This window comes from Streptomyces sp. NPDC001507, assembly GCF_042894765.1.
GTDB lineage: Bacteria > Actinomycetota > Actinomycetes > Streptomycetales > Streptomycetaceae > Streptomyces.
In genome coordinates this window covers 359,169-382,097 of record NZ_JBIAVV010000009.1, presented here as the reverse complement: position 1 = coordinate 382,097, position 22,929 = coordinate 359,169, and the positions used below count along the sequence as shown (strand labels likewise).

Annotated in this window: 16 protein-coding genes; 6 read left to right on the top strand and 10 right to left on the bottom strand. The window is 72.6% G+C overall.

Annotated elements, in window-relative coordinates; genetic code table 11:
* Positions 1 to 5: 5 nt before the first annotated feature.
* From ACFY0K_RS29275 to ACFY0K_RS29260, 4 genes are all read right to left on the bottom strand, one after another.
* A complete protein-coding gene (locus ACFY0K_RS29275; RefSeq protein WP_390642317.1) occupies positions 6 to 1,622 on the bottom strand; it encodes a serine/threonine-protein kinase in 1,617 nt (538 codons plus the stop codon).
* Between the two features lie 103 nt (positions 1,623 to 1,725).
* Positions 1,726 to 3,492, bottom strand: coding sequence for a serine/threonine-protein kinase (locus ACFY0K_RS29270; RefSeq protein ID WP_390642418.1), 1,767 nt, complete (start codon positions 3,490 to 3,492; stop codon positions 1,726 to 1,728).
* Positions 3,493 to 3,714: 222 nt separating this feature from the next.
* Positions 3,715 to 6,540, bottom strand: a complete 2,826-nt coding sequence (locus ACFY0K_RS29265; RefSeq protein ID WP_390642316.1) for a protein kinase — start codon at positions 6,538 to 6,540, stop codon at positions 3,715 to 3,717.
* 137 nt (positions 6,541 to 6,677) lie between these two features.
* A complete protein-coding gene (locus tag ACFY0K_RS29260) occupies positions 6,678 to 8,765 on the bottom strand; it encodes a serine/threonine-protein kinase (RefSeq protein ID WP_390642417.1) in 2,088 nt (695 codons plus the stop codon).
* 169 nt (positions 8,766 to 8,934) lie between these two features.
* Here ACFY0K_RS29260 and ACFY0K_RS29255 point away from each other — a divergent pair, with 169 nt between their 5' ends.
* On the top strand, positions 8,935 to 9,978 hold the full coding sequence (locus ACFY0K_RS29255) for a serine hydrolase domain-containing protein (RefSeq protein ID WP_390642315.1): 1,044 nt from the start codon (positions 8,935 to 8,937) through the stop codon (positions 9,976 to 9,978).
* Between the two features lie 287 nt (positions 9,979 to 10,265).
* On the opposite strand, the gene ACFY0K_RS29250 is transcribed toward ACFY0K_RS29255, so the two are convergent.
* A complete protein-coding gene (locus ACFY0K_RS29250) occupies positions 10,266 to 11,972 on the bottom strand; it encodes a glycerol-3-phosphate dehydrogenase/oxidase (RefSeq protein ID WP_390642314.1) in 1,707 nt (568 codons plus the stop codon).
* A 654-nt stretch (positions 11,973 to 12,626) separates the two neighbouring features.
* Here ACFY0K_RS29250 and ACFY0K_RS29245 point away from each other — a divergent pair.
* Entirely contained in the window at positions 12,627 to 13,850 is a 1,224-nt protein-coding gene (locus ACFY0K_RS29245) for a nucleotide sugar dehydrogenase (RefSeq protein ID WP_351957643.1), read from the top strand.
* A 332-nt stretch (positions 13,851 to 14,182) separates the two neighbouring features.
* On the opposite strand, the gene ACFY0K_RS29240 is transcribed toward ACFY0K_RS29245, so the two are convergent.
* The 4 genes from ACFY0K_RS29240 to ACFY0K_RS29225 form a co-directional block, all read right to left on the bottom strand.
* Entirely contained in the window at positions 14,183 to 15,307 is a 1,125-nt protein-coding gene (locus ACFY0K_RS29240; protein ID WP_351714067.1) for a GuaB3 family IMP dehydrogenase-related protein, read from the bottom strand.
* A gap of 116 nt (positions 15,308 to 15,423) precedes the next feature.
* Entirely contained in the window at positions 15,424 to 16,926 is a 1,503-nt protein-coding gene (gene guaB / locus ACFY0K_RS29235) for an IMP dehydrogenase (RefSeq protein ID WP_390642313.1), read from the bottom strand.
* A gap of 178 nt (positions 16,927 to 17,104) precedes the next feature.
* Entirely contained in the window at positions 17,105 to 17,692 is a 588-nt protein-coding gene (locus ACFY0K_RS29230) for a sigma-70 family RNA polymerase sigma factor (RefSeq protein WP_089099378.1), read from the bottom strand.
* A gap of 277 nt (positions 17,693 to 17,969) precedes the next feature.
* Positions 17,970 to 18,581 (bottom strand): response regulator transcription factor, encoded by a 612-nt coding sequence (locus ACFY0K_RS29225; RefSeq protein ID WP_003948568.1) that lies wholly within the window; start codon positions 18,579 to 18,581, stop codon positions 17,970 to 17,972.
* 381 nt (positions 18,582 to 18,962) lie between these two features.
* Here ACFY0K_RS29225 and ACFY0K_RS29220 point away from each other — a divergent pair, with 381 nt between their 5' ends.
* Positions 18,963 to 19,292 carry a WhiB family transcriptional regulator gene (locus ACFY0K_RS29220; RefSeq protein WP_123974752.1) on the top strand — a complete coding sequence of 110 codons (330 nt, stop codon included), beginning with the start codon at positions 18,963 to 18,965 and terminating at the stop codon, positions 19,290 to 19,292.
* Positions 19,293 to 19,373: 81 nt separating this feature from the next.
* Here the strand turns inward: ACFY0K_RS29220 and ACFY0K_RS29215 are convergent, their stop codons facing one another.
* Positions 19,374 to 20,273 carry a LysR family transcriptional regulator gene (locus ACFY0K_RS29215; protein ID WP_390642312.1) on the bottom strand — a complete coding sequence of 300 codons (900 nt, stop codon included), beginning with the start codon at positions 20,271 to 20,273 and terminating at the stop codon, positions 19,374 to 19,376.
* Between the two features lie 79 nt (positions 20,274 to 20,352).
* Here ACFY0K_RS29215 and ACFY0K_RS29210 point away from each other — a divergent pair, with 79 nt between their 5' ends.
* From ACFY0K_RS29210 to ACFY0K_RS29200, 3 genes are all read left to right on the top strand, one after another.
* The gene (locus ACFY0K_RS29210; protein ID WP_390642311.1) at positions 20,353 to 21,021 is read left to right on the top strand and encodes an MOSC domain-containing protein; all 669 of its coding nucleotides are present in this window, start codon (positions 20,353 to 20,355) and stop codon (positions 21,019 to 21,021) included.
* A gap of 97 nt (positions 21,022 to 21,118) precedes the next feature.
* The gene (locus tag ACFY0K_RS29205) at positions 21,119 to 21,892 is read left to right on the top strand and encodes an SDR family NAD(P)-dependent oxidoreductase (protein WP_390642310.1); all 774 of its coding nucleotides are present in this window, start codon (positions 21,119 to 21,121) and stop codon (positions 21,890 to 21,892) included.
* A 95-nt stretch (positions 21,893 to 21,987) separates the two neighbouring features.
* A complete protein-coding gene (locus ACFY0K_RS29200; RefSeq protein WP_351957638.1) occupies positions 21,988 to 22,695 on the top strand; it encodes an ester cyclase in 708 nt (235 codons plus the stop codon).
* Positions 22,696 to 22,929 lie beyond the last annotated feature (234 nt).

The window sequence follows — 22,929 nt, the reverse complement described above, 5'->3', positions numbered from 1 at the left end:
CCTTCTCAGGTGGCCGTGAACGTGTCGACGGCGACGTCGAAGTACTCCCGCGCCTCCCGCACCTTCCCGACCGGCGCCGACACCCACACGTCGTACAGCAGGCCGTCCTCCTCCCAGCAGAGGTCGTACGTGTGCCGGGGGCCCTCCGTCGCGCTGAAGCCCTTCCAGGTGAACTCCCAGAAGGCGGCGGGGTGTCCGGAATGGGTGGTGTCGGTGACCCGGCCGTCGTGGTACCCGGGGTTCGTGCTCGGCCCGTCGGCCGCCGCGCGCCGCATCACCCCGCCCGGTCCGCCGGTCTGCGTCCCGGAGACCTTGATGCCGAGCCGGAAGGTCTGACCCGGCGACATGTAGAAGACACGCTCGCCCTGCGGGTCGCGGGTGAAGCCCTCCGGGACGGCGAGGGAGAAGCCGCCCGGGTCCCGTGCGAGCCGGTAGCCGGAGGGCGCGGTGCGGGAGTGGGTGGTGGGGGGCGGGGCGGTCGGGACGGTCGGGGGCGGGGACGGCGTGGTGGCCGTGGCCGAGCGGGGCGCCTGGTGCGAGGCGGAGACGGCCGTGGTGCCTCCGGGGCCCGGGGCGGTGCCGCCCCCGTCGCCGTGGAACAGCAGCGTGGCCGCCGACACGCCCGCCCCTGCCATCGCGGCGACCAGCAGCGCGGCGACCAGCACCCCGCGGGTGGAGGACCGGGGCGGCACGGCGGGTTCCGGAGGCGGCGGCCACGGAACGTCCCGCTGGGTCGGCGTGTACGACGCGGCGCCCGCGTTCCGCGGCGCGCCACCGGCGCCCGTCACAGTCCCCGTCTCCAGGAACCCGCGCAGCATCCGCTCGGCCTCCGCCGCACCCAGCCGGTGCTCGGGATCCCGCTCAAGGAGCCCCCGTACGACCGGCAGCAGCGGCTCGGCCTGGGCCGGTGGCCGGATCTCGTCGGAGACCACGGCGTGCAGGATCCCGCCGAGCGAGTCGCGCCGGAACGGCGACTCGCCGCTGAGTGCCGCGCACAGCAGCGCCCCCAGCGACCACAGGTCGGCCGCCGGTCCTGACCGGCCGCCCGACATCCGCTCGGGCGCGGTGTACTCGGGCGAGCCGACGAAGGAACCGGTCTCGGTGAGCGTGGTGGCGCCCGCGACCTGGGCGATGCCGAAGTCGGTGAGCACGACACGCCCGGTGGCGGCCTCCACGAGCACGTTCGCCGGCTTGATGTCCCGGTGCAGCACTCCGGCCCCGTGCGCCGTCCGCACCGCGCTCAGCAGCGCGATCCCGATCCGCGCGGCCTCGCCCACGTCCACCGGCCCGCTCCGCGAGATCCGGTCGGCGAGCGAACCGCCCTCGATCAACTCCATGACGATGTAGGGCCGTCCGCCGTCCTCGACGACGTCGTGCACGACGATGATGTGCGGGTGGTGCAACTGGGCGACGGCCTGCGCCTCGCGCAGCGTGCGTTCGCGGCGCAGCCGGGCGTCGTCGTCCGGGAGGGAGTCGTCGACGGTGAGCTCCTTGACGGCGACCTGCCGCCCCAGCAACTGGTCGGCCGCGCGCCACACGACACCCATCCCGCCCCGCCCGAGCCGCGCCTGCAGGCGATAACGCCCCGCGATCAGACGGACGGCGTCCCCGTCGGTCCCCATGGCCCCATGATGCCGCACCGGACCTGAACCTTCCGGACGGTGACAAGCCAAGCCACCTGACCGGAACGCGGCTTTCCGGGGCTTTCCGGGACGTGCGGCCCTGTCACCCGGCCGACCCGGGCTCCTGCCAGCTCTGCAGGATCCACTTGAACTGCTTGGCGGCCGTCGCCCAGTCCTTCGCCGGCGACGACACGTAGATCGCGTACTCGACACCCGCCCGTGAGTAGTACGTCTCCTCGATCGCCCGCCGCGGCCCGGCGGTGTTCGCCCCGTCCTTGGCCAGCGCCGTCCAGGTGTACTCCCACACCGACCCGTCCCGGTCCCGGTACAGGTTCTGCTTCATGGTCACGCGGTTGTAGTCGACCAGCTTGTGCAGCTGCTGCTCCAGGTCCTGCTGGTGCGCGAGTGCGCTGGAGAAGTCGGGCGAGCTGTCCATGGCGATGCGCACGAAGTGCTTGCCGCCGTCGGGCGTGTAGTCGACCTGCTTGAGGTCGGGGTCGACGTCGCCGCCGACGGCGTAGACCTTGCGCGTCCAGCCCTTGGGCAGGGAGAGGCTGAAGCCGAACGGGTCGTGCACGGCCTGCCAGTCGGCGGGCACCGCGCCGCCCGGAGCCGTGCTCGCGCCACCCGAGGAGGACGTGCCGGAGGTGGCCGGCGAGGCCACGCTGCCGCTGCCCTCGTCCTGCTGTCCGAAACCCCACTTCTGCAGGGCCACGGCCGCACCGCCGCCGAGCAGCGCGGCCAGGGCCACGACGAGCGCGAGGGTCCGCAGCCGGCGCCGTCCGGGCCGGGCGGCGCCGGGCGCGGAGGGCGGTCCGATGGTCGTCGGGGGGTTCGTGGCACCACCGGAGGGACGCTGCCCGTCGTAGGAGCCGCCGAGCGAACCGGCGTAGGAGTTCGGGTAGGAGTTGCTGCCGTACGAACCCTCGTACGGCGCGCCCTCCTGGAAGCTCTCGTGCCCTGCGCCGGAGTCCCGTCGGGTCGCCGCGCCGCTGCCGCCGCCGCTGCTGCGGATCTGCGACTGGGTCGGCACGTACGCCTGTGCCCCGCTCGGCCGCCGTCCCTCCGCCGCCTCGGCGAGCATCTGCTCGGCCTCCTCGGGGCTCGGCCGCTCGGCCGGTTCCTTGCGCAGCAGGGCCGTGATGACCGGCTCCAGCGCACCCGCGCCGTGCGGCCCGGCGGCCTCGTCCTCGACGACCGCCTGCATGGTGGTCAGCGGCGAGGTGCGGCGGAACGGCGAGCGCCCCTCCACCGCCGTGTACAGCGTCGCGCCCAGCGCCCACAGGTCGGAGGACGGCCCCGGATCGTGCCCGCGCACGCGCTCCGGCGCGAGGTAGTCGACGGATCCGACCACTTCCCCGGTACGGGTGATCGTCGTGTCGCCCTCGATCTGGGCGATGCCGAAGTCGGTGAGGAGGACCCGGCCGTCCCGTCCGATCAGGACGTTGCCCGGCTTGACGTCCCGGTGCAGCACCCCGGCGCTGTGCGCGGCGCGCAGCGCGCGCAGCACCCACAGCCCGATCCGGGCGGCCTCCCGCGGCTCGATGCGCCCCTGTTCCTTGACCGCGTCGGCCAGCGAGTGGCCCTCGACCAGCTCCATGACGATCCACGGGCGACCGTCGTGTTCGAGTACGTCGTGGACGGTGACGACGGCGGAGTGGTTGATGCGCGCCGCGGCCCGGGCCTCCGCCCTGGTGCGGGCCAGCAGGATGGCCTGGTCGCTCTCGGAGACGTAGAGCGCGGCCGTCAACTCCTTGATGGCGACAGCCCGGTGCAGCACTTCGTCATGGGCGCGCCACACCCGGCCCATGCCGCCGCTGCCGATGATGTCGGCCAGCCGGTAGCGGCCCGCGATGAGCAGGCCCTGCATCTGATTCACGTTGCCCCGCAATGCTCTTGTCAGGGTCAGACTAAGGACCGCTCCCCGGTCAGGGAACAAGAGGGGTCCCACGGAGACAGCACTGTGACGGTTCTCGCTTCCGCCGGCGGATGTGAACGAAATCCCCGCACCGGAACGGGAACCAACCGCCCCGGGGACACGTTGACTTCCGTCCGGCCCGCCCCCTGGTACGTCTGCGGCCGCCTCTGCGTCTCAGCCCGTGTACCTGTACGTCGCCGACGCCTGCTCGTACACCGTGGTGACCTCGTCCCGGTCGGCCTCCGGGCCGCGCACCTGCACGATGTGGTACCTCCCGTTGATCAGGAAGACCATGTTGCGCACGAACAGGTCGCCCTCCTGGCTGTCCGTCCAGGTGAACTGGCCCTCGGCCGACACCTGCTGACCGACCGTGATGGTCCGCAGCCCGCCCGCGGTGGCCCAGCTGGAGTTCCGGTAGGGCTGCAGCTCCGGCTCCTTGTCCCGCTGGTACGCCATCGGGTCGCTGCCGAAGGACGCCGCGCTGTCCCGGCCGGCCACGACGATCAGCTCGAACTTCCCGTGCGAGTAGATCACCTGGCCGCTGCCGTTCTTCGGGGAACGGCTCCAGCCCTTGGCGACGGCGATCCGGAAGCCGTTCGGGTCGTCGCGCAGGGTGAACCCGTCGGCGACCGTGGCGCCGCCGGTCGAACCGGCGGTGGTCTGCGTCTCGGTGGACGGGGTCGACGTGGGGGTCGGTGTCGGCGACGACGTTGGCGTCCGGTCGTGGCTCGGCGCGGGGCTCGCCTCGCCTGCCGTGCCCGTCCGGTCGCCGGCCGCCGGGCCGCCCTCGGCCCCCGTGTCCTTCTTCGGCAGGAACAGCATGGCGTACGCGACCGCCGCGGCCAGCAGGAGCAGGACCAGCAGAAGGAGGGTGCGGCCCAGTCGGCGCGGGGACCTGGCCTCGTCCCGGGCCCGCTTGTGCCGGCCGTGCGTCGCGGGGAGCCCTGCCTTGCGCCTGCGCACCAGTTCGCCGCGGCGCCGGACGATCGGCAGCCGCCGGGGGTCGGCGGGCGGGGCGGCGACGACATGGGCACCGGCGTCCGGCTCGGGCGCGGACCGCACCAGCGAGCGCAGCCAGCCGCGCAACTCCTCGAAGTCCAGCCGCTCGGTCGGGTCCTGACGCAGCAGCGACTCCACGACCGGCCTGAGCGGCCCGCACTCCTCCGCGAAGGCGGGCGGCTCCGAGCACACCAGCTGCACCAGCTCGGCCGTGGACTCCTCCGGGTACGGCGCGTGTCCCTGCACCGACCGGAACAGCAGCGCACCGAGCGCCCACAGGTCGGTGGCCGGGCCGATGGGGGCCGCCAGCTGCCAGTTCTCGTGCACGGGAACGGCCTGCTCCGGTGCCCAGCGCTCGGTCACCGGCCCCACGACGGTCATCCGCACCTGCCGCGCCCGCTCGGCGGCCAGCGCGGTGCCGGGGCCCCGTCGTCCGGGAACGGCGGCACCGGGCTCGCCCCAGCGGGCGGCGGCGGGTCCGGCACCCTGCGCGGGTACGACGGCGGGCGCCTGGCCCTGGCCGCCGGGAAGCCCGACACCGGTCAGGGGAGTGCCCGCGCCGGGTCCGGCCGTCGGGAGCGCGGTGCGTTCCTGGCCGGGGGCCACCGCCGGGGGCGTGCCGGGGCGGGGGCGGGGTGCGGCGCCGTGCCAGGGCGACGGCGCGCCGCGCACCCCGTACGGGTCCGCGATCCGGCCGGGTGGCATGGCACCGGCGGCCCGCTGCTCCCCGCCCGGCACCTGCGCCTGACCGTTCGCGTACGGCGGTTGCGCCACACCGTTGGCATACGGCTGCTGGGCCGCCCCGTTGGCGTGTCCCGGACCGTACGGCGGCTGCGGCGCGGGTGCCGCGGTGTCGCCCTCGGCCGGCGGCCGGGCACCGGGCAGCGCGGCCCGCCCGTTCTGCTGGGCCTCGTGGACCCGGGCGGCGGCCCTGGCTCCCGCCCGGTACGCGGCGATCGCCCCGGCCCGCGCCGCCCGGATGTCCGAGCCCGTCTCCAGTGCCCGCCGCTCCACGGCACCCGTACCGGCGCCGCCCGGACCGGTGCCGCCAGTGCCCTCGTCCGGACCGGCCCCCGGCAGCCCGCCGGCGGCCCGCGCCTGGATCGCGGCGCGCCGGGCGGCCTCGGGATCGGTCTCCGGCGCGCCGGGCGCCTGCTGCGCGCCGCCCGTACCACCGGACGCACCACCGATGCTCCCGATGCCCCCGACAGGGACGACACCCGAGCCGCCGGAACCGCCCGAAACGCCCGAACCGGGCGATCCGGGCGAGGCGTTCGGGCCTGACGGGCCGGACGGACCAGGCGGCCCGCCGGGCGTGGCGGAACCTTCCGCCACGCCGACCCACCGCCGCCCGTCGGCCGACGCGCCGCCCTCGCCCTCGGGCGCCGGCACCGGGTCGTACCCGCACAGCGCCTCCTCCGCCGCACCCGCCGCGAGGCCGGTCAGCATCACCCGGCCGTCGTCGCAGACGAGGACCGTGCGGGCGGTGATGTTGCGGTGCACCCAGCCGTGGGCGTGCAGTACCCGCAGCGCCATCAGCACGTCGGAGGCGACCTCGGCCGCCCGGTACGGGCTCAGCGGCTGCTCCGCCAGCACCGCCGCCAGCGACCGCGCGGCGACCGACTCGCTGACGATCCAGAGCGAACCGCCCTCGGCGAACACGTCGAATACCTGGTCGAGCCGGGGGTGGTCGGGGATCCGGGCGGCGGCCTGCGCGGCCTCGACGGCGCGCCGCACCACCGGGTCGCTGGGCCGGCGTGTCGCGGTGCGCGCCGTCGGCGGCCGCCGCGCGCCACGGTCACGCGCAGTGAAGCCCTCCGGCAACCCCTCGGCGTCCAGCACCTCCGCCTCGACGACCTCCGGCAACGGCACCTGGCGGACGAACACTTCCTGCCCGCTGTAGGTGTCGAAGGCCCGGGTCTCGGTGTGTTCGTACTCGTCGGAGGGGGGCAACGGCAGGCGGTAGCGGTCGGCGAGCACCCGACCCGCGTAGTCGTCCACGTTGCCTCCCCCGGCCGCCCGGCTGGTCAAATCCGTTCGTTTCGCGGCCCGTTCTGCATGCATACCTGGATGCGTACGGTCCGCAACCACTCACGATACGTGCCGGAGGCAAGTCTCATTGTGGGGATGCGAATTTGTCACCGGGGCTCGAAGGACGCCGTCAGCGTCTTCCAGGTGTCCTTGCGCAGCTCACTGCTCCAGTCGTCGGCCTTCGCGGTGTACATCAGCGCGTACCCCTGCTTGGAGCTGACGACGAACCCCCGGTCGACGGTGTGGTACTTGGTGCCGCCGTCGACGTAGGTGAACTCCCAGTCGGCCGTGTTCCAGCCCCGGTAGCTCACCTCGGCTATGCGGATCTTCTGGTACTGGGAGCGCACCATGTAACGCTCCTGGTTCTTCCAGTCCGCGACCGGGTCGTCCTTGGGCGTGCTCGTCCAGGCGATCAGCAGCTTCTGCCCGTCGGGCCCGGTGAACCGGTCCCCGGCGGAACTGCTGGTCTGGAACTTCCAGCCCTTGGGCAGCCCGATCGAGTACCCCTGGCCACCCTTGTACTTGGTCACCACCGGCGCGCTGCCACCGTCGCCGGCCGTGTCGCTGCCACTGGAGTTCGACGCCGAGGACGAGTCGTCGCCGGAGTCGTCCGAGCCGCCGCTCCCGGAGGCGCCGGTGGACGAGGCGTCCCCGTCCGTCCGGGTGCCGCCACTCGTGTCCTGCTTGGTGGAGTCGCCCCCGGAACCGGACTTCGCACCCGAACCGGAACCACTGCTCGCGCTCGCCCCCGCGGACGCCAACGCCTTGGAACCGCCGCTCTTGCCGCTGCCCTTGCTGTCCCCGTCGTCGCCGTTCAGCACGACGGCGAGCACGGTACCGAGCACCGCGAGCACCACCACCACGGCGATGATCACCAGGGTGCGCTTCGGCACCACGTCGGTGATCGGCGCCCTGGGCACGGGGCGGGGCGCCAGGTCCAGATCCGGCGGCGGCATGACGGGCCACCCCGAACTCGCCTTGCCGGCCTTCGGCTTGCTCCCCGCCGGGGCGGTGGCCGCGCCGGACCCGCCACCGGCGGCCGGACGCGCATCCCCGACCGGTCCCGAGGGCGAACCGGTCACGACCGGGGCCGCGGGTGCCGCGGGTGCCGCGGGTGCGCCCGCCTCGGCGCCCGCGCCGGCGTTCTTCGTCCGGGTGGCGGCAGCGGCGCTCGCCGCCCCCGCGGCCTTCCGCACCGACCGCAGCGCCCCGCGCAGCTTCTCCCCGGCCTCCTCGCCCCGCTTGGCCCCGGCGCCCTTCTCCTGCTGCGGCGCCTCGGGCTGCGGAGGCAGCGGTACGACCCGGGTGGCGTCCGCGGGCACCGCCTCCGGGGCGTTGATGACCGCGTTGAGCATCGCCCGCGCGCCCGCGTCGTCCAGGCGCTTGGCCGGATCCTTGGTGAGCAGCCCGTAGATGACGTCCTTCAGCGGTCCCGCGTTCTTGGGCTCCTCCAGCTGCTCGGTCATCACGGCCGTCAGGGTGGCGATCGCCGACCCCTTGTCGTACGGCGGTGCGCCCTCGACCGCCGCGTACAGCAGGCCGCCGAGCGACCACAGGTCGGCCGCCGGGCCGGGCTTGTGACCGCGGGCCCGCTCCGGGGAGATGTAGGAGGGGGCGCCGACGAGCATGCCGGTGGAGGTGATGGACGGGTCGCCCTCGACCTGGGCGATGCCGAAGTCGGTGAGCACGACCCGGCCGTCGCTCTCGGAGATCAGCACGTTGGACGGCTTCACGTCCCGGTGCAGGATGCCCTCGCGGTGTGCCGACCGCAGCACGTCCAGGATCGCCAGCCCGACCTCGGCCGCCCGCTTCGGCTCCAGCAGGCCGTCCTCCCGGATGACCTCGGCCAGCGACTTGCCCTCGACCAGCTCCATCACGATCCAGGGCCGGTCGTCCTCCTCGACCACGTCGAAGACCGTCACCGCGCTGTTGTTGCGGATGCGGGCGATCGCCTTGGCCTCGCGCAGGGTGCGCGTGATCAGGCGCCGCTTCTCCTCCTCGTCGATGTTCGACGGGAACCGCAGCTCCTTGACGGCCACCGTCCGGCCGAGGGTCTCGTCCTCGGCCCGCCACACCGTGCCCATGCCGCCGCGGCCGAGCACTCCTCCCAGCCGGTACCGCCCGGCGAGAAGACGCTCACTGTTGTCCTGACGAGTCTCCTGACGAGAAGTCCCCGCCCGCTCCGCCTCCGACATGCGTCCCCTCATGCAACCCGCCCTGACAGAGCCTCCATTGTCCCTCACCCGACAAGTGCCCAACGCCCAGGGGCCCCCTGATCGCGCATCGGGGCCGGCCGACCGGAACCCCCGGTGACGAGTGCGTCACACGGGCGGGATGATGGGCCGCGAGAAGGGAGGAACACGGATGCCGTCGCTTCGGACACTGATGGCCATACCGGTCTCCCTTGCCCTGCTGTTCGCCCCGCTGATGGCCGGTTCCGCCTCCTCCGCGGAGGCCACGGACCCCCTCCTGTCACAGTTCGTCATCAATGGCGGAGCACCGGCCGCCGCGCTCCTGGACCGCGACGGCGACGACGTCCGCTACGCGGGCGCCGGCCGGGGGATCGGGCGTGCCGACCACTTCCGCGCCGGCAGCATCACGAAGACGTTCATCGCCACCGTCGTCCTGCAACTGACCGCGGAACACCGGCTCTCCCTCTCCGACTCCGTGGAGCGGTATCTGCCAGGACTGCTGCGCGGACACGGCGTCGACGGACGGAGGATCACCCTCCGGGCCCTGCTCAGCCACACCGGCGGGCTCGCCGACTTCACCACGGTCACCCGGGGGGCCGTCCCCTTGGCCCCGCTTCAGGCCGTACGCGTCGCGCTCGCCCTCCCTTCGACCGGGCTGGGCCACTACGCGTACTCCAGCACCGACTACGTCGTCCTCGGCATGGTCATCCGTCAGGTCACCGGTCACTCCTACGCCTCCGAGGTCCGGCGGCGCATCATCACCCCCCTCCGTCTCACGGGCACGTCCTTCCCCGGTGCCCGCACCTCACTGCCCTCTCCGCACGGCCACGCCTACGCGACCGACGGCTCCGACGTCACCGAGCTCGACCCGCGCGTGGCCGGCGCGGCGGGTGAGCTGGTGACCACGCTCGACGACCTGGACCGCTTCTACGCGGCGCTGCTGGACGGCGAGCTGCTGCCCCCGCGCCGGCTGCGCGAGATGCTCGACACCCGTGCCGCACATGGCGCGTACGGCCTGGGGATCTTTCCTGTGAAGCTGCCGTGCGGGACCACGGTGTGGGGACACAACGGCCGGATCGCGGGCAGCTACGTGCGGAGCGCTGCCACGATCGGCGGCCGGCATGTCCTCACGTTCCGTGTGAACACGACGGCGATCGCAGACCCGGCCCTCGAACCCGCACTGCTCGCGGCCGAGTTCTGCCCTCGCAATGGGTAGAACGGCCGGGGTCCGAGGAGAGATCCCGACGCCGGGTCGCTCGATCGGGTGATGACGGACGGTCGCGTGGCACCGGTGGTCCGGCACCGCCGGAGACCGCCGTCGTGGCTCGGCGCCGACGCGGCGGAGGATTTCTCGGCGGTCGGCCGGCAAGAGACCGGGGACCGACCGCAGGGGAACAGCGGAAGCGAGCGGCAGGCATCGGACACCCGGGACAGCGCCACTCGCCCGGCACCACGCGGGCTGCCCCAGCACCACGCCCCGCGGGGAGTCACCCCGCCAAGAAACTACCGCGGCACGATTTCCGGTGCTCCCAGCCTTGCCGCGTCCGCTGTCTGGTCGTCCGGCTGGAGTTGGGACTCGCGTTCGGCCTCGACGCGCTTCTCGTAGTGCTCGACCTCGCGTTCGACCTGGTCCTTGTCCCAGCCGAGGACCGGGGCCATCAGTTCGGCGGCCTCGCGGGCGCTGCGGGTGCCGCGGTCGAAGGTCTCGATGGAGATGCGGGTGCGCCGGGTCAGGACGTCGTCGAGGTGGCGGGCGCCCTCGTGGGAGGCCGCGTAGACGACCTCGGCGCGCAGGTAGTCGTCGGCGGCCGACAGCGGCTCGGCCAGGCCGGGGTCGGCGGCGATGAGGTCGAGGACCTCCTCCGCCATCGAGCCGTAGCGGTTGAGGAGATGCTCGACGCGGGCCACGTGCAGGCCGGTGCGGGCGGCGATCCTGGCCCGGGCGTTCCACATCGCCCGGTAGCCCTCCGCACCGAGCAGCGGGATGTCCTCGGTGACGCACTCCGCGACCCGCATGTCGAGCCCGTGCACCGCCTCGTCGACGGCGTCCTTGGCCATCACCCGGTACGTCGTGTACTTGCCGCCCGCGACGACCACGAGCCCCGGCACCGGGTGCGCGACCGTGTGCTCGCGCGACAGCTTGCTGGTGGCGTCGGACTCGCCGGCCAGCAGCGGACGCAGACCGGCGTACACGCCCTGCACGTCGTCGCGCGACAGCGGCACCGCGAGCACCGAGTTGACGTGGTTGAGGAGGTAGTCGATGTCGGCGCTGGAAGCGGCCGGGTGGGCCTTGTCCAGGTCCCAGTCGGTGTCGGTCGTACCGATGATCCAGTGCCGGCCCCAGGGGATGACGAACAGGACCGACTTCTCGGTGCGCAGGATCAGGCCGGTCGTGGAGTGGATGCGGTCCTTGGGGACGACCAGGTGGATGCCCTTGGAGGCGCGGACGTGGAACTGGCCGCGCTCGCCGACCAATGCCTGTGTGTCGTCGGTCCACACCCCGGTCGCGTTGACGACCTGCTGGGCGCGGATCTCGTACTCCCCGCCGCTCTCCACGTCCTGCACCCGGGCCCCGACGACCCGCTCGCCCTCGCGCAGGAACCCGGTCACGCGCGCGCGGTTGGCCGCCTTCGCGCCGTACGACACCGCGGTGCGCACCAGGTTCGCCACATAGCGGGCGTCGTCCATCTGGGCGTCGTAGTACTGGATGGCACCGACCAGGGCGTCCTTGCGCAGCGCGGGCGCGACCCGCAGGGCGTGACGGCGGCTCAGGTGGCGGTGGGCCGGCAGGCCCCGGCCGTGACCGCGGGCCATCGACATCGCGTCGTAGAGCGCGACGCCCGAGCCGGCGTACAGGCGCTCCCAGCCCTGGTGCTGGAGCGGGTAGAGGAAAGGCACCGGCTTGACCAGGTGCGGAGCGAGGCGCTCCAGGAGCAGGCCGCGCTCCTTGAGGGCCTCGCGGACCAGGGCGAAGTCGAGCATCTCCAGGTAGCGCAGGCCGCCGTGGATCAGCTTGCTGGACCTGCTGGAGGTGCCGGAGGCCCAGTCGCGGGCCTCGACTATGCCGGTGTTCAGGCCCCGGGTGACCGCGTCCAGCGCGGTACCCGCGCCGACCACTCCGCCGCCCACCACGAGCACGTCCAGCTCGCGCTCGGCCATGGCCGCCAGGGACTCCGCTCGCTGCTCCGGCCCCAGTGTCGCTGTCCTCACCGCTGCCTCCCGCTCTGCCGCCATGCGGCCATCGCTCGCCATCGGTCCATCGCTCGCCGCCGGCCACCGCCGCCCGCGGGCCGCCGGCCACCGGCCGCCGGCCGCCATCAGCCACCGCCGCCAGCAGGCCGCCGGCCACCGGTCGCCATCGGCCGTCGATCACCGCGGGGGCATCGGGTGCCCGCGCCCATCGATCACCGTTGTCACCGGTACCCGTCTACCCGTCGGTCCTGGGTCGATGTCGGTCACTGATCGTCGTGTCGGTCACTGATCGTCGTGTCGGTCACTGGTCGTCGTGTCGGTCGCTGATCGTCGGTCACTGGTCGTCGACCGGGTCGTCGATGGGATCGTCGAATGGGTCGTGGACCGCGGCGTCCGCCGTCGGACGCGTCGTCGGTCATCGGTCGCGTCGGTCGCGTCGGCCGCGCCCCCGGCGGGCGTGGCCCCTGCCCAAATTCTGACCGGCCCGCCCGGCTTCAGCCACCACTCACCCCCAGCCTGTGGACAACGGTCACCGAACCCATGGAAGACACATGAACACAATCCCGCATAACGGTCATATTTACTCCTAGTCTGACCGTGCGCCTCGCTCATCCTGTCCACAGGGCTTGCGCACCTGTCCCGCTTCGGTTACTGGGAAGGACGGCCCACGCCATGCCCGCAGACCTCGCCGTCATCGGACTCGGTCCCTACGGCCTGCCCCTCGCCCAGGCCGCCGTGGCCTCCGGCGTCTCCACGATCGGCTACGCCACCGGCCCCGAGGCGGGTGGCCCCGACGCGGGCTCGCTGAGCCCCGCCGAGCTGCGCCGGATGCTCGCGAAGGGCTTCCGGGTGGCCGAGGACCCGGCACAGCTGGGACGGGTGCGCACCGCCGTGATCTGCGCGCCGACCCCGCGCGGCGCCGACGGCGGGCTCGACCTGGGTCAGCTGGAGGCCGCCGCCCGCACCCTGGCCGCGCGGCTGCGTCCGCACACGACGGTGATCCTGGAGTCCCCCGTCCATCCGGGGACGACGGAGGACTTCCTGCGGCCCCTGCTGGAGAAGGGCTCGGGCCTCCGCGCGGGCCGCGACTTCCACCTCGCCTATTCGCCCAGCCGGGTGAATCCCGGCAACCGGGACTTCACGCCGGCCAACACCCCGAAGGTCATCGGCGGCCTCACGCCCGCGTGCACGGAGTCGGCCGCCACGTTCTACGGCCGGCTCACCGACAAGGTGGTTCGCGCGCGTGGCCCGCGCGAGGCCGAGACCGTGCAGCTCCTGGAGACCAACTTCCGGCACGTCAACATCGCCCTCGTCAACGAGATGGCCGTCCTCTGCCACGACCTGGGCGTCGACCTGTGGGACGTCATCCGCTGCGCGGAGACCAAACCGTTCGGCTTCCAGGCCTTCCGCCCGGGCCCGGGGGTCGGCGGCCACGGCGTCGCCCAGGACCTGTCCGGCCGCGCGGGTCGCGGCCTGCGCATGGTGGAACTGGCCCAGCAGGTCAACAGCCGGATGCCGGGGTACGTCGTGCAGCGCGCCGCCGCCCTCCTCAACGAGCACGGCAAGTCGGCGCGCGGCGCGCGCGTGCTGCTGCTCGGGGTCACCTACAAGGCCGACCTCGCCGACCAGCAGAACAGTCCCGCCCAGGAGATCGCGATGCGCTTCATGGAGCTGGGCGCCTCGGTCAGCTACCACGACCCGCACATCGCGTCCTGGAGCGTCCTGGACCGCCCGGTGCCGCGCGCGGACTCCCTCTACGAGGCCGCCGCCGACGCCGACCTGACGATCCTGGTCCAGCAGCACCGCACGTACGACCTGCAGGGCCTGTCGGTGAAGGCCCAGTTGCTGCTGGACACGCGCGGGGCAACCCCGACGGGGGCGGCACACCGGCTCTGAGCGGGCCCGGCGCCCACGGCAGACGGCTCGCCGACCGGCGCGCGGGGGCGAAGGGCGGCGCATAGATGGACGCTCCGTCGGAAATCGGACGGAGGCCCGAGGGCCGGGCCCCGTGAGCCGGGCCCCGTCGGCCGGCCCCCGTCGGCCGGCCCCCGTCGGCGGGGCCCCCGTGGGCCGGGTCCGCAACGATCCCACCGCAACCGCACGCCCCTCCCCCTAACCGCACGCCCCTCCCCCTCGACACGCGCCGCCGCCGCGCACTCGGGCACGCGAAAGGGCCGGTTACCCGCCCGGGGTGACCGGCCCTCCGGCCGCCGTACGGCGGCAGGCGCCTACCGCTTGTGCTGCGAGTCCGCGACCGTGACCTCGACGCGCTGGAACTCCTTCAGCTCGCTGTAGCCGGTGGTGGCCATGGCGCGGCGCAGGGCGCCGAAGAGGTTCATCGAGCCGTCGGGGGTGTGGGACGGCCCGGTGAGGATCTCCTCCAGGGTGCCGACCGTGCCGAGGTCGACCTTCTTGCCGCGCGGGAGCTCCTCGTTGACGGCTTCCATGCCCCAGTGGTGGCCCTTGCCCGGACCGTCGGTCGCGCGGGCCAGCGGGGAGCCCATCATCACCGAGTCGGCGCCGCAGGCGATCGCCTTGGGGAGGTCGCCGGACCAGCCGACACCGCCGTCGGCGATGACGTGCACGTAGCGGCCGCCGGACTCGTCCATGTAGTCGCGGCGGGCGGCGGCCACGTCCGCGACCGCGGTGGCCATGGGGACCTGGATGCCGAGCACGTTGCGCGTGGTGTGGGCGGCGCCGCCGCCGAAGCCGACCAGGACACCGGCCGCGCCCGTGCGCATCAGGTGCAGGGCCGCCGTGTACGTGGCGCAGCCGCCGACGATCACGGGGACGTCCAGCTCGTAGATGAACTGCTTCAGGTTCAGCGGCTCGTGCGAGGACGAGACGTGCTCCGCGGAGACCGTCGTACCGCGGATGACGAAGATGTCGACGCCCGCGTCCACGACCGCCTTGGAGAACTGGGCGGTGCGCTGCGGGGAGAGCGCGGCCGCCGTGACCACGCCGGAGTCGCGCACCTCCTTGATGCGCGCGCCGATCAGCTCCTCCTTGATGGGGGCCGCGTAGATCTCCTGGAGGCGGCGGGTGGCGGTGTCGGCGTCCAGCCCGATGATCTCGTCGAGCAGCGGCTGCGGGTCCTCGTGCCGGGTCCAGAGACCTTCGAGGTTGAGCACGCCGAGGCCGCCGAGCTCGCCGATGCGGATCGCGGTGGCCGGCGAGACGACCGAGTCCATGGGGGCGGCCAGGAACGGCAGCTCGAAGCGGTAGGCGTCGATCTGCCAGGCGATCGAGACCTCCTTCGGGTCCCGCGTACGGCGGCTGGGGACGACGGCGATGTCGTCGAAGGCGTACGCCCGGCGGCCGCGCTTGCCGCGCCCGATCTCGATCTCAGTCACGTCTGTGGCCTTTCCCTCTGCGTTTCAGCGTCTTCCAGTATCGCCGACGGGTACGGCAAGGGCGGCCCCGGTGCGCCCGGGACCGCCCTGGAAAGACCCTGAAAAGGCTCCGGCGACTACTTGCGGCTGTAGTTCGGCGCCTCGACCGTCATCTGGATGTCGTGCGGGTGGCTCTCCTTGAGGCCCGCGGCGGTGATCCGCACGAAGCGGCCCTTGGACTCCATCTCGTCGACGGTGGCCGCGCCCACGTAACCCATGGTCTGGCGGAGCCCGCCGACGAGCTGGTGCAGCACGTTGGCCAGCGGGCCGCGGTAGGGCACCTGGCCCTCGACGCCCTCGGGGACGAGCTTGTCGTCGGAGGAGACCTCTGCCTGGAAGTAGCGGTCCTTCGAGTACGACCGGCCCTGGCCGCGCGACTGCATGGCGCCCAGCGAGCCCATGCCGCGGTACGACTTGAACTGCTTGCCGTTGATGAAGAGCAGCTCGCCCGGGGACTCCTCACAGCCCGCGAGGAGGGAGCCCAGCATCACCGTGTCGGCGCCGGCCGCCAGCGCCTTGCCGATGTCGCCGGAGTACTGCAGGCCGCCGTCGCCGATCAGCGGGATGCCGGCCGGGCGGGCGGCGAGGGACGCCTCGTAGATGGCGGTGACCTGCGGGACGCCGATGCCGGCGACCACGCGGGTGGTGCAGATCGAGCCGGGGCCCACGCCGACCTTGATGCCGTCGACACCGGCGTCGATCAGCGCCTGCGCGCCGTCGCGGGTGGCCACGTTGCCGCCGATCACGTCGACGTCGACGCTGGACTTGATCTTCGCCATCCAGCTGAGGGCGTTGCTGTTGTGACCGTGCGAGGTGTCGACGACCAGGAAGTCCACGCCGGCCTCGGCGAGCGCCTGGGCCCGCTCGAGCGCCTCGGGGCTCGCGCCGACGGCGGCACCGACGAGCAGGCGGCCCTCGGAGTCCTTGGCCGCGTTGGGGTACTTCTCGGCCTTGACGAAGTCCTTGACCGTGATCAGGCCCTTGAGGACGCCCTGGTCGTCGACGAGCGGCAGCTTCTCGATCTTGTGCTTGCGCAGCAGCTGCATGGCCTCGCTGCCGGAGATGCCGACCTTGCCGGTGACCAGCGGCATCGGCGTCATGACCTCGTGGACGCGGCGGGAGCGGTCGCTCTCGAAGGCCATGTCGCGGTTGGTGACGATGCCCAGCAGCTTCCGGTCGGGGTCCGTGACCGGGACACCGCTGATCCGGAACTTCGCGCAGAGCGCGTCGGCCTCGGCGAGGGTCGCGTCCGGGTGCACCGTGATCGGGTCGGTGACCATGCCGGACTCGGACCGCTTCACCAGGTCGACCTGGTTGACCTGGTCCTCGACGGAGAGGTTGCGGTGCAGCACGCCGACACCGCCGAGCCGGGCCATCGCGATCGCCATGCGGGACTCGGTCACCTTGTCCATCGCCGCGGACAGCAACGGGATGTTGACCCGGACGTTGCGGGAGATGCGGGACGAGGTGTCGACCGCGTTCGGGAGGACCTCGGAGGCTCCCGGCAGCAGCAGCACGTCGTCGTAGGTCAGCCCGAGCGTGGCGAATTTGTCGGGCACTCCGTCGACGTTGGTGGTCATGACACCTTCCCCAAATGGCCTTGATCGGTGCGGATGTCCATGCTAACGGGAAGCACGGCTCCCGAATTCCACGGTACGACTCAGCTTCGGGCTTCGTATGTTCGTACGGGAACGGGCCTGCGCCTGTTCATCAGGAGGGGACGGGCCCGGTCGGACACGGGGGGCGGGACCCCGGCGCCTACTGCTCCGCCAGCGCCCGCAACCGGCTCAGGGCCCGGTGCTGGGCGACCCGCACCGCACCCGGTGACATTCCCAACATCTGGCCGGTCTCCTCCGCCGTGAGGCCCACGGCGATGCGCAGCAGCAGCAGCTCGCGCTGGTTCTCCGGGAGGTTGGCGAGGAGTTTCTTGGCCCACTCGGCGTCGCTGCTGAGCAGCGCGCGCTCCTCCGGGCCGAGGGAGTCGTCGGGGCGTTCCGGCATCTCGTCCGAGGGGACGGCCGTGGAGCCCGGGTGGCGCATCGCGGCGCGCTGCAGGTCGGCGACCTTGTGGGAGGCGATCGCGAAGACGAAGGCCTCGAAGGGGCGGCCGGTGTCGCGGTACCGGGGCAGGGCCAGCAGGACCGCCACGCAGACTTCCTGGGCGAGGTCCTCGACGAAGTGGCGGGCGTCGCCCGGGAGGCGGGACAGGCGGGTGCGGCAGTAGCGCAGCGCGAGGGGGTGGACATGGGCGAGCAGGTCGTGCGTGGCCTGCTCGTCCCCGTCTACGGCGCGATGGACGAGAGCACCGATCGTCCCCACGGCCGTGACCGCCTCGTCGTCGCGCATCGGTCCATGGTGCCCTGCGGCCGTCGGCGGCGTGGCATCGCGTCCGTCGTTGTGCACCGAAGCGTTATGAGCAGGTGCGCCGGAACTCATCTCCTGCGCCCTCCCCTTCCGCTCGAACGACTCGTCCCCGAGAGACTCCACACCTCAAGGATGCGGCATCCGCGCCGAAACGAGCAGCACGCCTTCGGCGCTCCGCCTTGTGGGCCCCGCCCACCATCGGGTAGGCGGGGGCGTCCGGTCGGTCCGCTTCTCCGCTGCGGCGCAGATCACCGCCGTACTAACGAACCAGACCCCAGCGGAAGCCGAGGGCCACCGCGTGGGCGCGGTCGGAGGCTCCGAGCTTCTTGAACAGACGCCGGGCGTGGGTCTTCACGGTGTCCTCGGAGAGGAACAGCTCGCGGCCGATCTCGGCGTTGGAGCGGCCGTGGCTCATGCCCTCCAGGACCTGGATCTCGCGCGCGGTGAGGGTGGGCGCGGCGCCCATCTCGGCCGAGCGGAGGCGGCGCGGGGCCAGCCGCCAGGTCGGGTCGGCGAGGGCCTGGGTCACGGTGGCCCGCAGCTCGGCACGCGAGGCGTCCTTGTGCAGGTAGCCGCGGGCGCCGGCGGCGACGGCCAGGGCCACGCCGTCCAGGTCCTCGGCGACCGTGAGCATGATGATGCGCGCGCCCGGGTCGGCGGACAGCAGCCGTCGCACGGTCTCGACGCCCCCCAGTCCGGGCATGCGCACGTCCATCAGGATCAGGTCGGATCGGTCGGCACCCCAGCGGCGGAGGACTTCCTCGCCGTTGGCCGCCGTCGTCACGCGCTCGACGCCGGGCACGGTCGCCACCGCGCGGCGCAGCGCCTCTCGGGCAAGCGGGGAGTCGTCGCAGACGAGGACGGATGTCATGACCGCCCTCCGCAGCTGATGCGCGTCACCTTGAGCCTCCAGGCTGGTACGGAATCGTCACCTGTGCGGTCGAACGTCTCGGACGCCTGCCCGAGAGCTTGTTGCTTCAACCGCCACCGCACTCTCAACGACGGTCACTCGAAAGAGTTACGGGGCTGCATGCCGTCTTCGGCACTCTACGTGAGGGCGCGGACACGGTGCAGACATGGACGTCAGACCCTCAACTTTTCATCACAACCAATGCCCCATTTAGACCTTTTTCTTCCCGTTTCACGGTGTCTGGGGCTAGATTGCCAATGAGTCATATTTTCATCTCTCTAGACCGGAGATGTACGGTCGTTGGCACCGTATCCGCCCAGAACGGCTACAAGGGGTCACGTAATGGCAGATTTCTCCCGCCTTCCCGGACCGAACGCGGACCTGTGGGACTGGCAGCTCCTGGCTGCCTGCCGTGGGGTCGACAGCTCGCTCTTCTTCCATCCCGAGGGCGAGCGCGGGGCGGCTCGGAGTGCCCGTGAGAACTCGGCCAAGGAGGTCTGCATGAGGTGCCCGGTCCGCGCGGAGTGCGCGGCGCACGCACTGGCGGTCCGTGAGCCGTACGGCGTGTGGGGCGGCCTGACCGAGGACGAGCGCGAAGAGCTCATGGGGCGGGCGCGCAACAGGCTGGTGTCGGCGTCGACGACCAGCGGCGGCTCCGCCTCCGACACATGAAAGAACGTTTCTGCAATCTGTTGACAACCCGTTGACGATCTGCCGACGTTCGGGCACGCGCACGTGCCCGGCGCCCTTCTGTCACGCCCGCCGGGCCGCCCGGCCCAGCTGATCGAGCGTCGCCGCCACCGCCGGCACCTGTGCCAGGTCGGGCAGCGTCAGGGCGACGATCTCCCGCCGTACCGCGGGTTCCAGGACCACCGCGCGCACGCCTCTCGGCCGTACCGACTCCACCGCAAGTCGCGGCAGCACGGCCACGCCCAGACCCGCGCCGACCAGGCCGACCACGGCCGGGTAGTCGTCGGTGGCGAAGTCGATGCGGGGCGTGAAGCCCGCGCTCTCGCAGGCCTGGACGAGCTGTCCCCGGCAGCGCGGGCAGCCCGCGATCCAGGGCTCCTCGGCGAGTTCCCCGAGGGCGACCGCCTCCGCGCCGGCCAGCCGGTGCCGCTCCGGCACCAGACCGACGAGCCGGTCGGTGAGCAGCGGCCGCACCACCAGGTCGTCCCACTCCTCGGCGTCCGCGGCGCCCTCGTAGCGGAAGGCCAGCGCGATGTCGCAGTCGCCCGCGCGCAGCAGCTCCACGGACTTCGGCGGCTCGGCCTCCTCCAGGGAGACCCGGGTGCCGGGGTGGGCGGCGCGCAGGGCGGCGAGGGCGGCCGGGACCAGGGTCGAGCTGCCGCTCGGGAAGGAGACCAGGCGGACCCGGCCCGTGCGCAGCCCGGCGATCGCGGCGACCTCCTCCTCGGCCGCGGTGAGGCCGGCGAGGATCCCGGAGGCGTGCCGGACCAGGGCCTCGCCGGCCTGGGTCAGGCGCATCTCGCGGCCGTTGCGAACCAGCAGCGGAGTGCCCACGGAGGTCTCCAGGGCCTTCATCTGCTGGCTGACGGCGGGCTGGGTGCAGCCCAGCTCGCGCCCCGCCGCCGAGAAGGACCCGGTGGTGGCGACGGCCCGCAGGACGCGGAGATGACGTGCTTCGATCACCCCTTGAGCATAAGGCGGGCTTGGGCAAGGAGCCCGAAAACGCGTCGACGCTTTGAGGTTGCTCCCGTACCGTCGGAGCATGGATCTTCTCTCGGTGAACCTCGGCCGTCCGACGCCGTCGCCGCACACGGACCAGGTGGACGGCGTGACCGGTATCGACAAGCGGCCGGTGGCCGGGCCGGTGCGGGTGGCGGCGCCCGGGCCGAAGGGGACCGCGGGCAGCGGTCTCGCCGGGGACGCGGTCTGCGAGCTGCGCCATCACGGCGGCGACGACCAGGCGGTGTACGCGTATGCGCGCGAGGACCTCGACGAGTGGGCGAAGGAGCTCGGCCGCACGCTGCCGAACGGCTGTTTCGGTGAGAACCTCACGACAAACGGGCTGAACGTGTCGGGGGCGCTGATCGGCGAGCGCTGGCGGATCGGTCCCGAGGTCGTACTGGAGGTCACCTCCGGTCGCATCCCGTGCCGTACTTTCCAGGGCCATCTGGGCGAGCGGGGATGGGTGAAGAGATTCACGCGGATGGGCGCCACCGGTGCCTACCTCCGGGTGATCGAACCGGGTGAGATCCGGGCCGGCGACCCCATCGAGATCATCCACCTGCCGGAGCACGGGGTGACGGCCGCGATGGAGTTCCGCGCGACCACCACCGAGCGGGAGCTGCTGCCCCGGCTGCTCGCGGCGGGCGCGGCCCTGCACCCGGAGGCGCTCGCGCAGGCCCGGAAGTACGTGGCGGCGCAGAGCGGCTGAACGGCCGTCACGCGCGGGCCGTTCACCGGTGCTTCACCCTCAGGGAGAGGCGGTGCGCACAGCGGACGCCGTCAGTCCGGGTAACTACCCTTGGGCCATGACAACGGCTCTGATTACGGGATCGACCGCGGGGATCGGTGCCGCGTTCGCGCGGCGGCTGGCGGCTGACGGGCACAACCTCGTCCTGGTGGCGCGGGACACCAAGCGGCTGCGCGAGCAGGCGACCGAGCTGCACGACCGGCACGGCATCGAGGCGGAGGTGCTCACCGCCGACCTCGCCGAGGACGCCGGCATCGAGTCGGTCGCCGCCCGGCTCGGGGACCGCCGTCACCCGGTCGACCTGCTGGTCAACAACGCCGGCTTCGGCAACAAGGGCCGCTACCTGGACGTCTCGATGGCCGACGAGCTGCGCATGCTCAAGGTGCACTGCGAGGCGGTGCTGCGGCTGACCTCGGCGGCGGCCGAGGCGATGCGCGAGCGCGGCCGCGGCGGAGTGGTCAACGTGGCGTCGGTGGCGGCGTTCGTGCCGCGTGGGACGTACGGCGCCTCCAAGGCATGGGTCGTGCAGTTCACCCAGGGTGCGGCGCGCGACCTCGCGGGCAGCGGGGTGCGGCTGATGGCGCTGGCGCCGGGGTTCGTCCGCACGGAGTTCCATCAGCGGGCCGGGATGGGCACGGACAACATCCCGGGCTGGATGTGGCTGGACGCCGACAAACTGGTCGCGGCGGCGCTGGCCGACCTCGCGCGCGGGAAGACGCTGTCGGTCCCGGACCCCCGCTACAAGGTGCTGACGGGGCTGGCGAAGGTGGCGCCGCGCGGCCTGGTGGGCGGCATCAGCGCGAAGACGGGCCGCAAGTACGGGCCGCAGTAGGGAGCCCCGCGGAACATTCCGGGACACACCGGGACGGGGCCGGTGAGACGATGGTGTCGTTCGGTCGCGCCCGCAGGGGGGCCGGAGGCGGTGTCATGACGTTCGTGCAGCTCATCGAGTGCAGGACCAGGCGGTTCGACGAGATGGACCGGCTGATGGACAGGTGGGTCGAGCAGACCAAGGGGAAGCGGACGGCGACGCACACGCTGGTCGGCAAGGACCGCACCGACGCGGAGCACGTCGTGGAGATCGTGGAGTTCCCGTCGTACGAGGAGGCGATGCGGAACTCGCGGCTCCCGGAGACCGACAAGGTCTTCCACGAGCTGCTGGCGCTGTGCGAGGGGACGCCGACGTTCACCGATCTGGACGTGGTGCGCGACGAGGGGCTGTTCGCCGGTACCGCGCGGCGGTTCTTCGAGACGATCGCCGCGCCCGGCCCGCTGGTTCCGCTGGACGGCCTGCTCGCCGAGGACTACCACGACCACGATCCGGTCGAGGGACAGGACACCATCGGCATGGACGCGATGCGGCGCAAGCTGGAGATGTGGCGCGGGGCCTTCGACTTCACGTTCCTCGTCGAGGACCAGATCGCGCAGGGCGACCGGGTGTGCACCCGGTGGCTGTGGACGGGCGTGCAGAAGGCGGCGTTCATGGGTGTGGCCAACACCGGCCGGCAGGCCACCATGGCCGGGACCACCATCCACCGCTTCGGTGCCGACGGGAAGATGGCCGAGGGCTGGCTGCAGTACGACCGGATGGGACTGCTGGCGCAGCTGGGCGCGCTGGACGCGCTGGAGAACTAGGCCGACCATCGAAGTACCCGCGAGGGGCGAAGCCCCCGTTCCCGGCGGACGACCGGGGACGGGGGCTTCTTCTGTCGCTGGTCTCCGAGCAGGAGCAAGAGCAACCGTCGTGTTCCTTCCCTCGGCCGGCGCTCCCGCGAACGCTGTCAGAGGGTCCGACCAGGATTTCGGATCTGCCGCCAGGGAAGGCGTTGGGCGCTTCACGCAGGTGCTTCTTCCCCTTACTGCTCTTCT

Coding starts and splice junctions, on each gene's coding strand:
- ACFY0K_RS29275 (WP_390642317.1), bottom strand. CDS start 1,622: ATGGGGACCGACGGGGACGCCGTCCGTCTGATCGCGGGGCGTTATCGC.
- ACFY0K_RS29205 (WP_390642310.1), top strand. CDS start 21,119: ATGACAACGGCTCTGATTACGGGATCGACCGCGGGGATCGGTGCCGCG.
- ACFY0K_RS29260 (WP_390642417.1), bottom strand. CDS start 8,765: ATGTCGGAGGCGGAGCGGGCGGGGACTTCTCGTCAGGAGACTCGTCAG.
- ACFY0K_RS29200 (WP_351957638.1), top strand. CDS start 21,988: ATGACGTTCGTGCAGCTCATCGAGTGCAGGACCAGGCGGTTCGACGAG.
- guaB (WP_390642313.1), bottom strand. CDS start 16,926: ATGACCACCAACGTCGACGGAGTGCCCGACAAATTCGCCACGCTCGGG.
- ACFY0K_RS29210 (WP_390642311.1), top strand. CDS start 20,353: ATGGATCTTCTCTCGGTGAACCTCGGCCGTCCGACGCCGTCGCCGCAC.
- ACFY0K_RS29270 (WP_390642418.1), bottom strand. CDS start 3,492: ATGCAGGGCCTGCTCATCGCGGGCCGCTACCGGCTGGCCGACATCATC.
- ACFY0K_RS29245 (WP_351957643.1), top strand. CDS start 12,627: ATGCCCGCAGACCTCGCCGTCATCGGACTCGGTCCCTACGGCCTGCCC.
- ACFY0K_RS29230 (WP_089099378.1), bottom strand. CDS start 17,692: ATGCGCGACGACGAGGCGGTCACGGCCGTGGGGACGATCGGTGCTCTC.
- ACFY0K_RS29225 (WP_003948568.1), bottom strand. CDS start 18,581: ATGACATCCGTCCTCGTCTGCGACGACTCCCCGCTTGCCCGAGAGGCG.
- ACFY0K_RS29220 (WP_123974752.1), top strand. CDS start 18,963: ATGGCAGATTTCTCCCGCCTTCCCGGACCGAACGCGGACCTGTGGGAC.
- ACFY0K_RS29255 (WP_390642315.1), top strand. CDS start 8,935: ATGCCGTCGCTTCGGACACTGATGGCCATACCGGTCTCCCTTGCCCTG.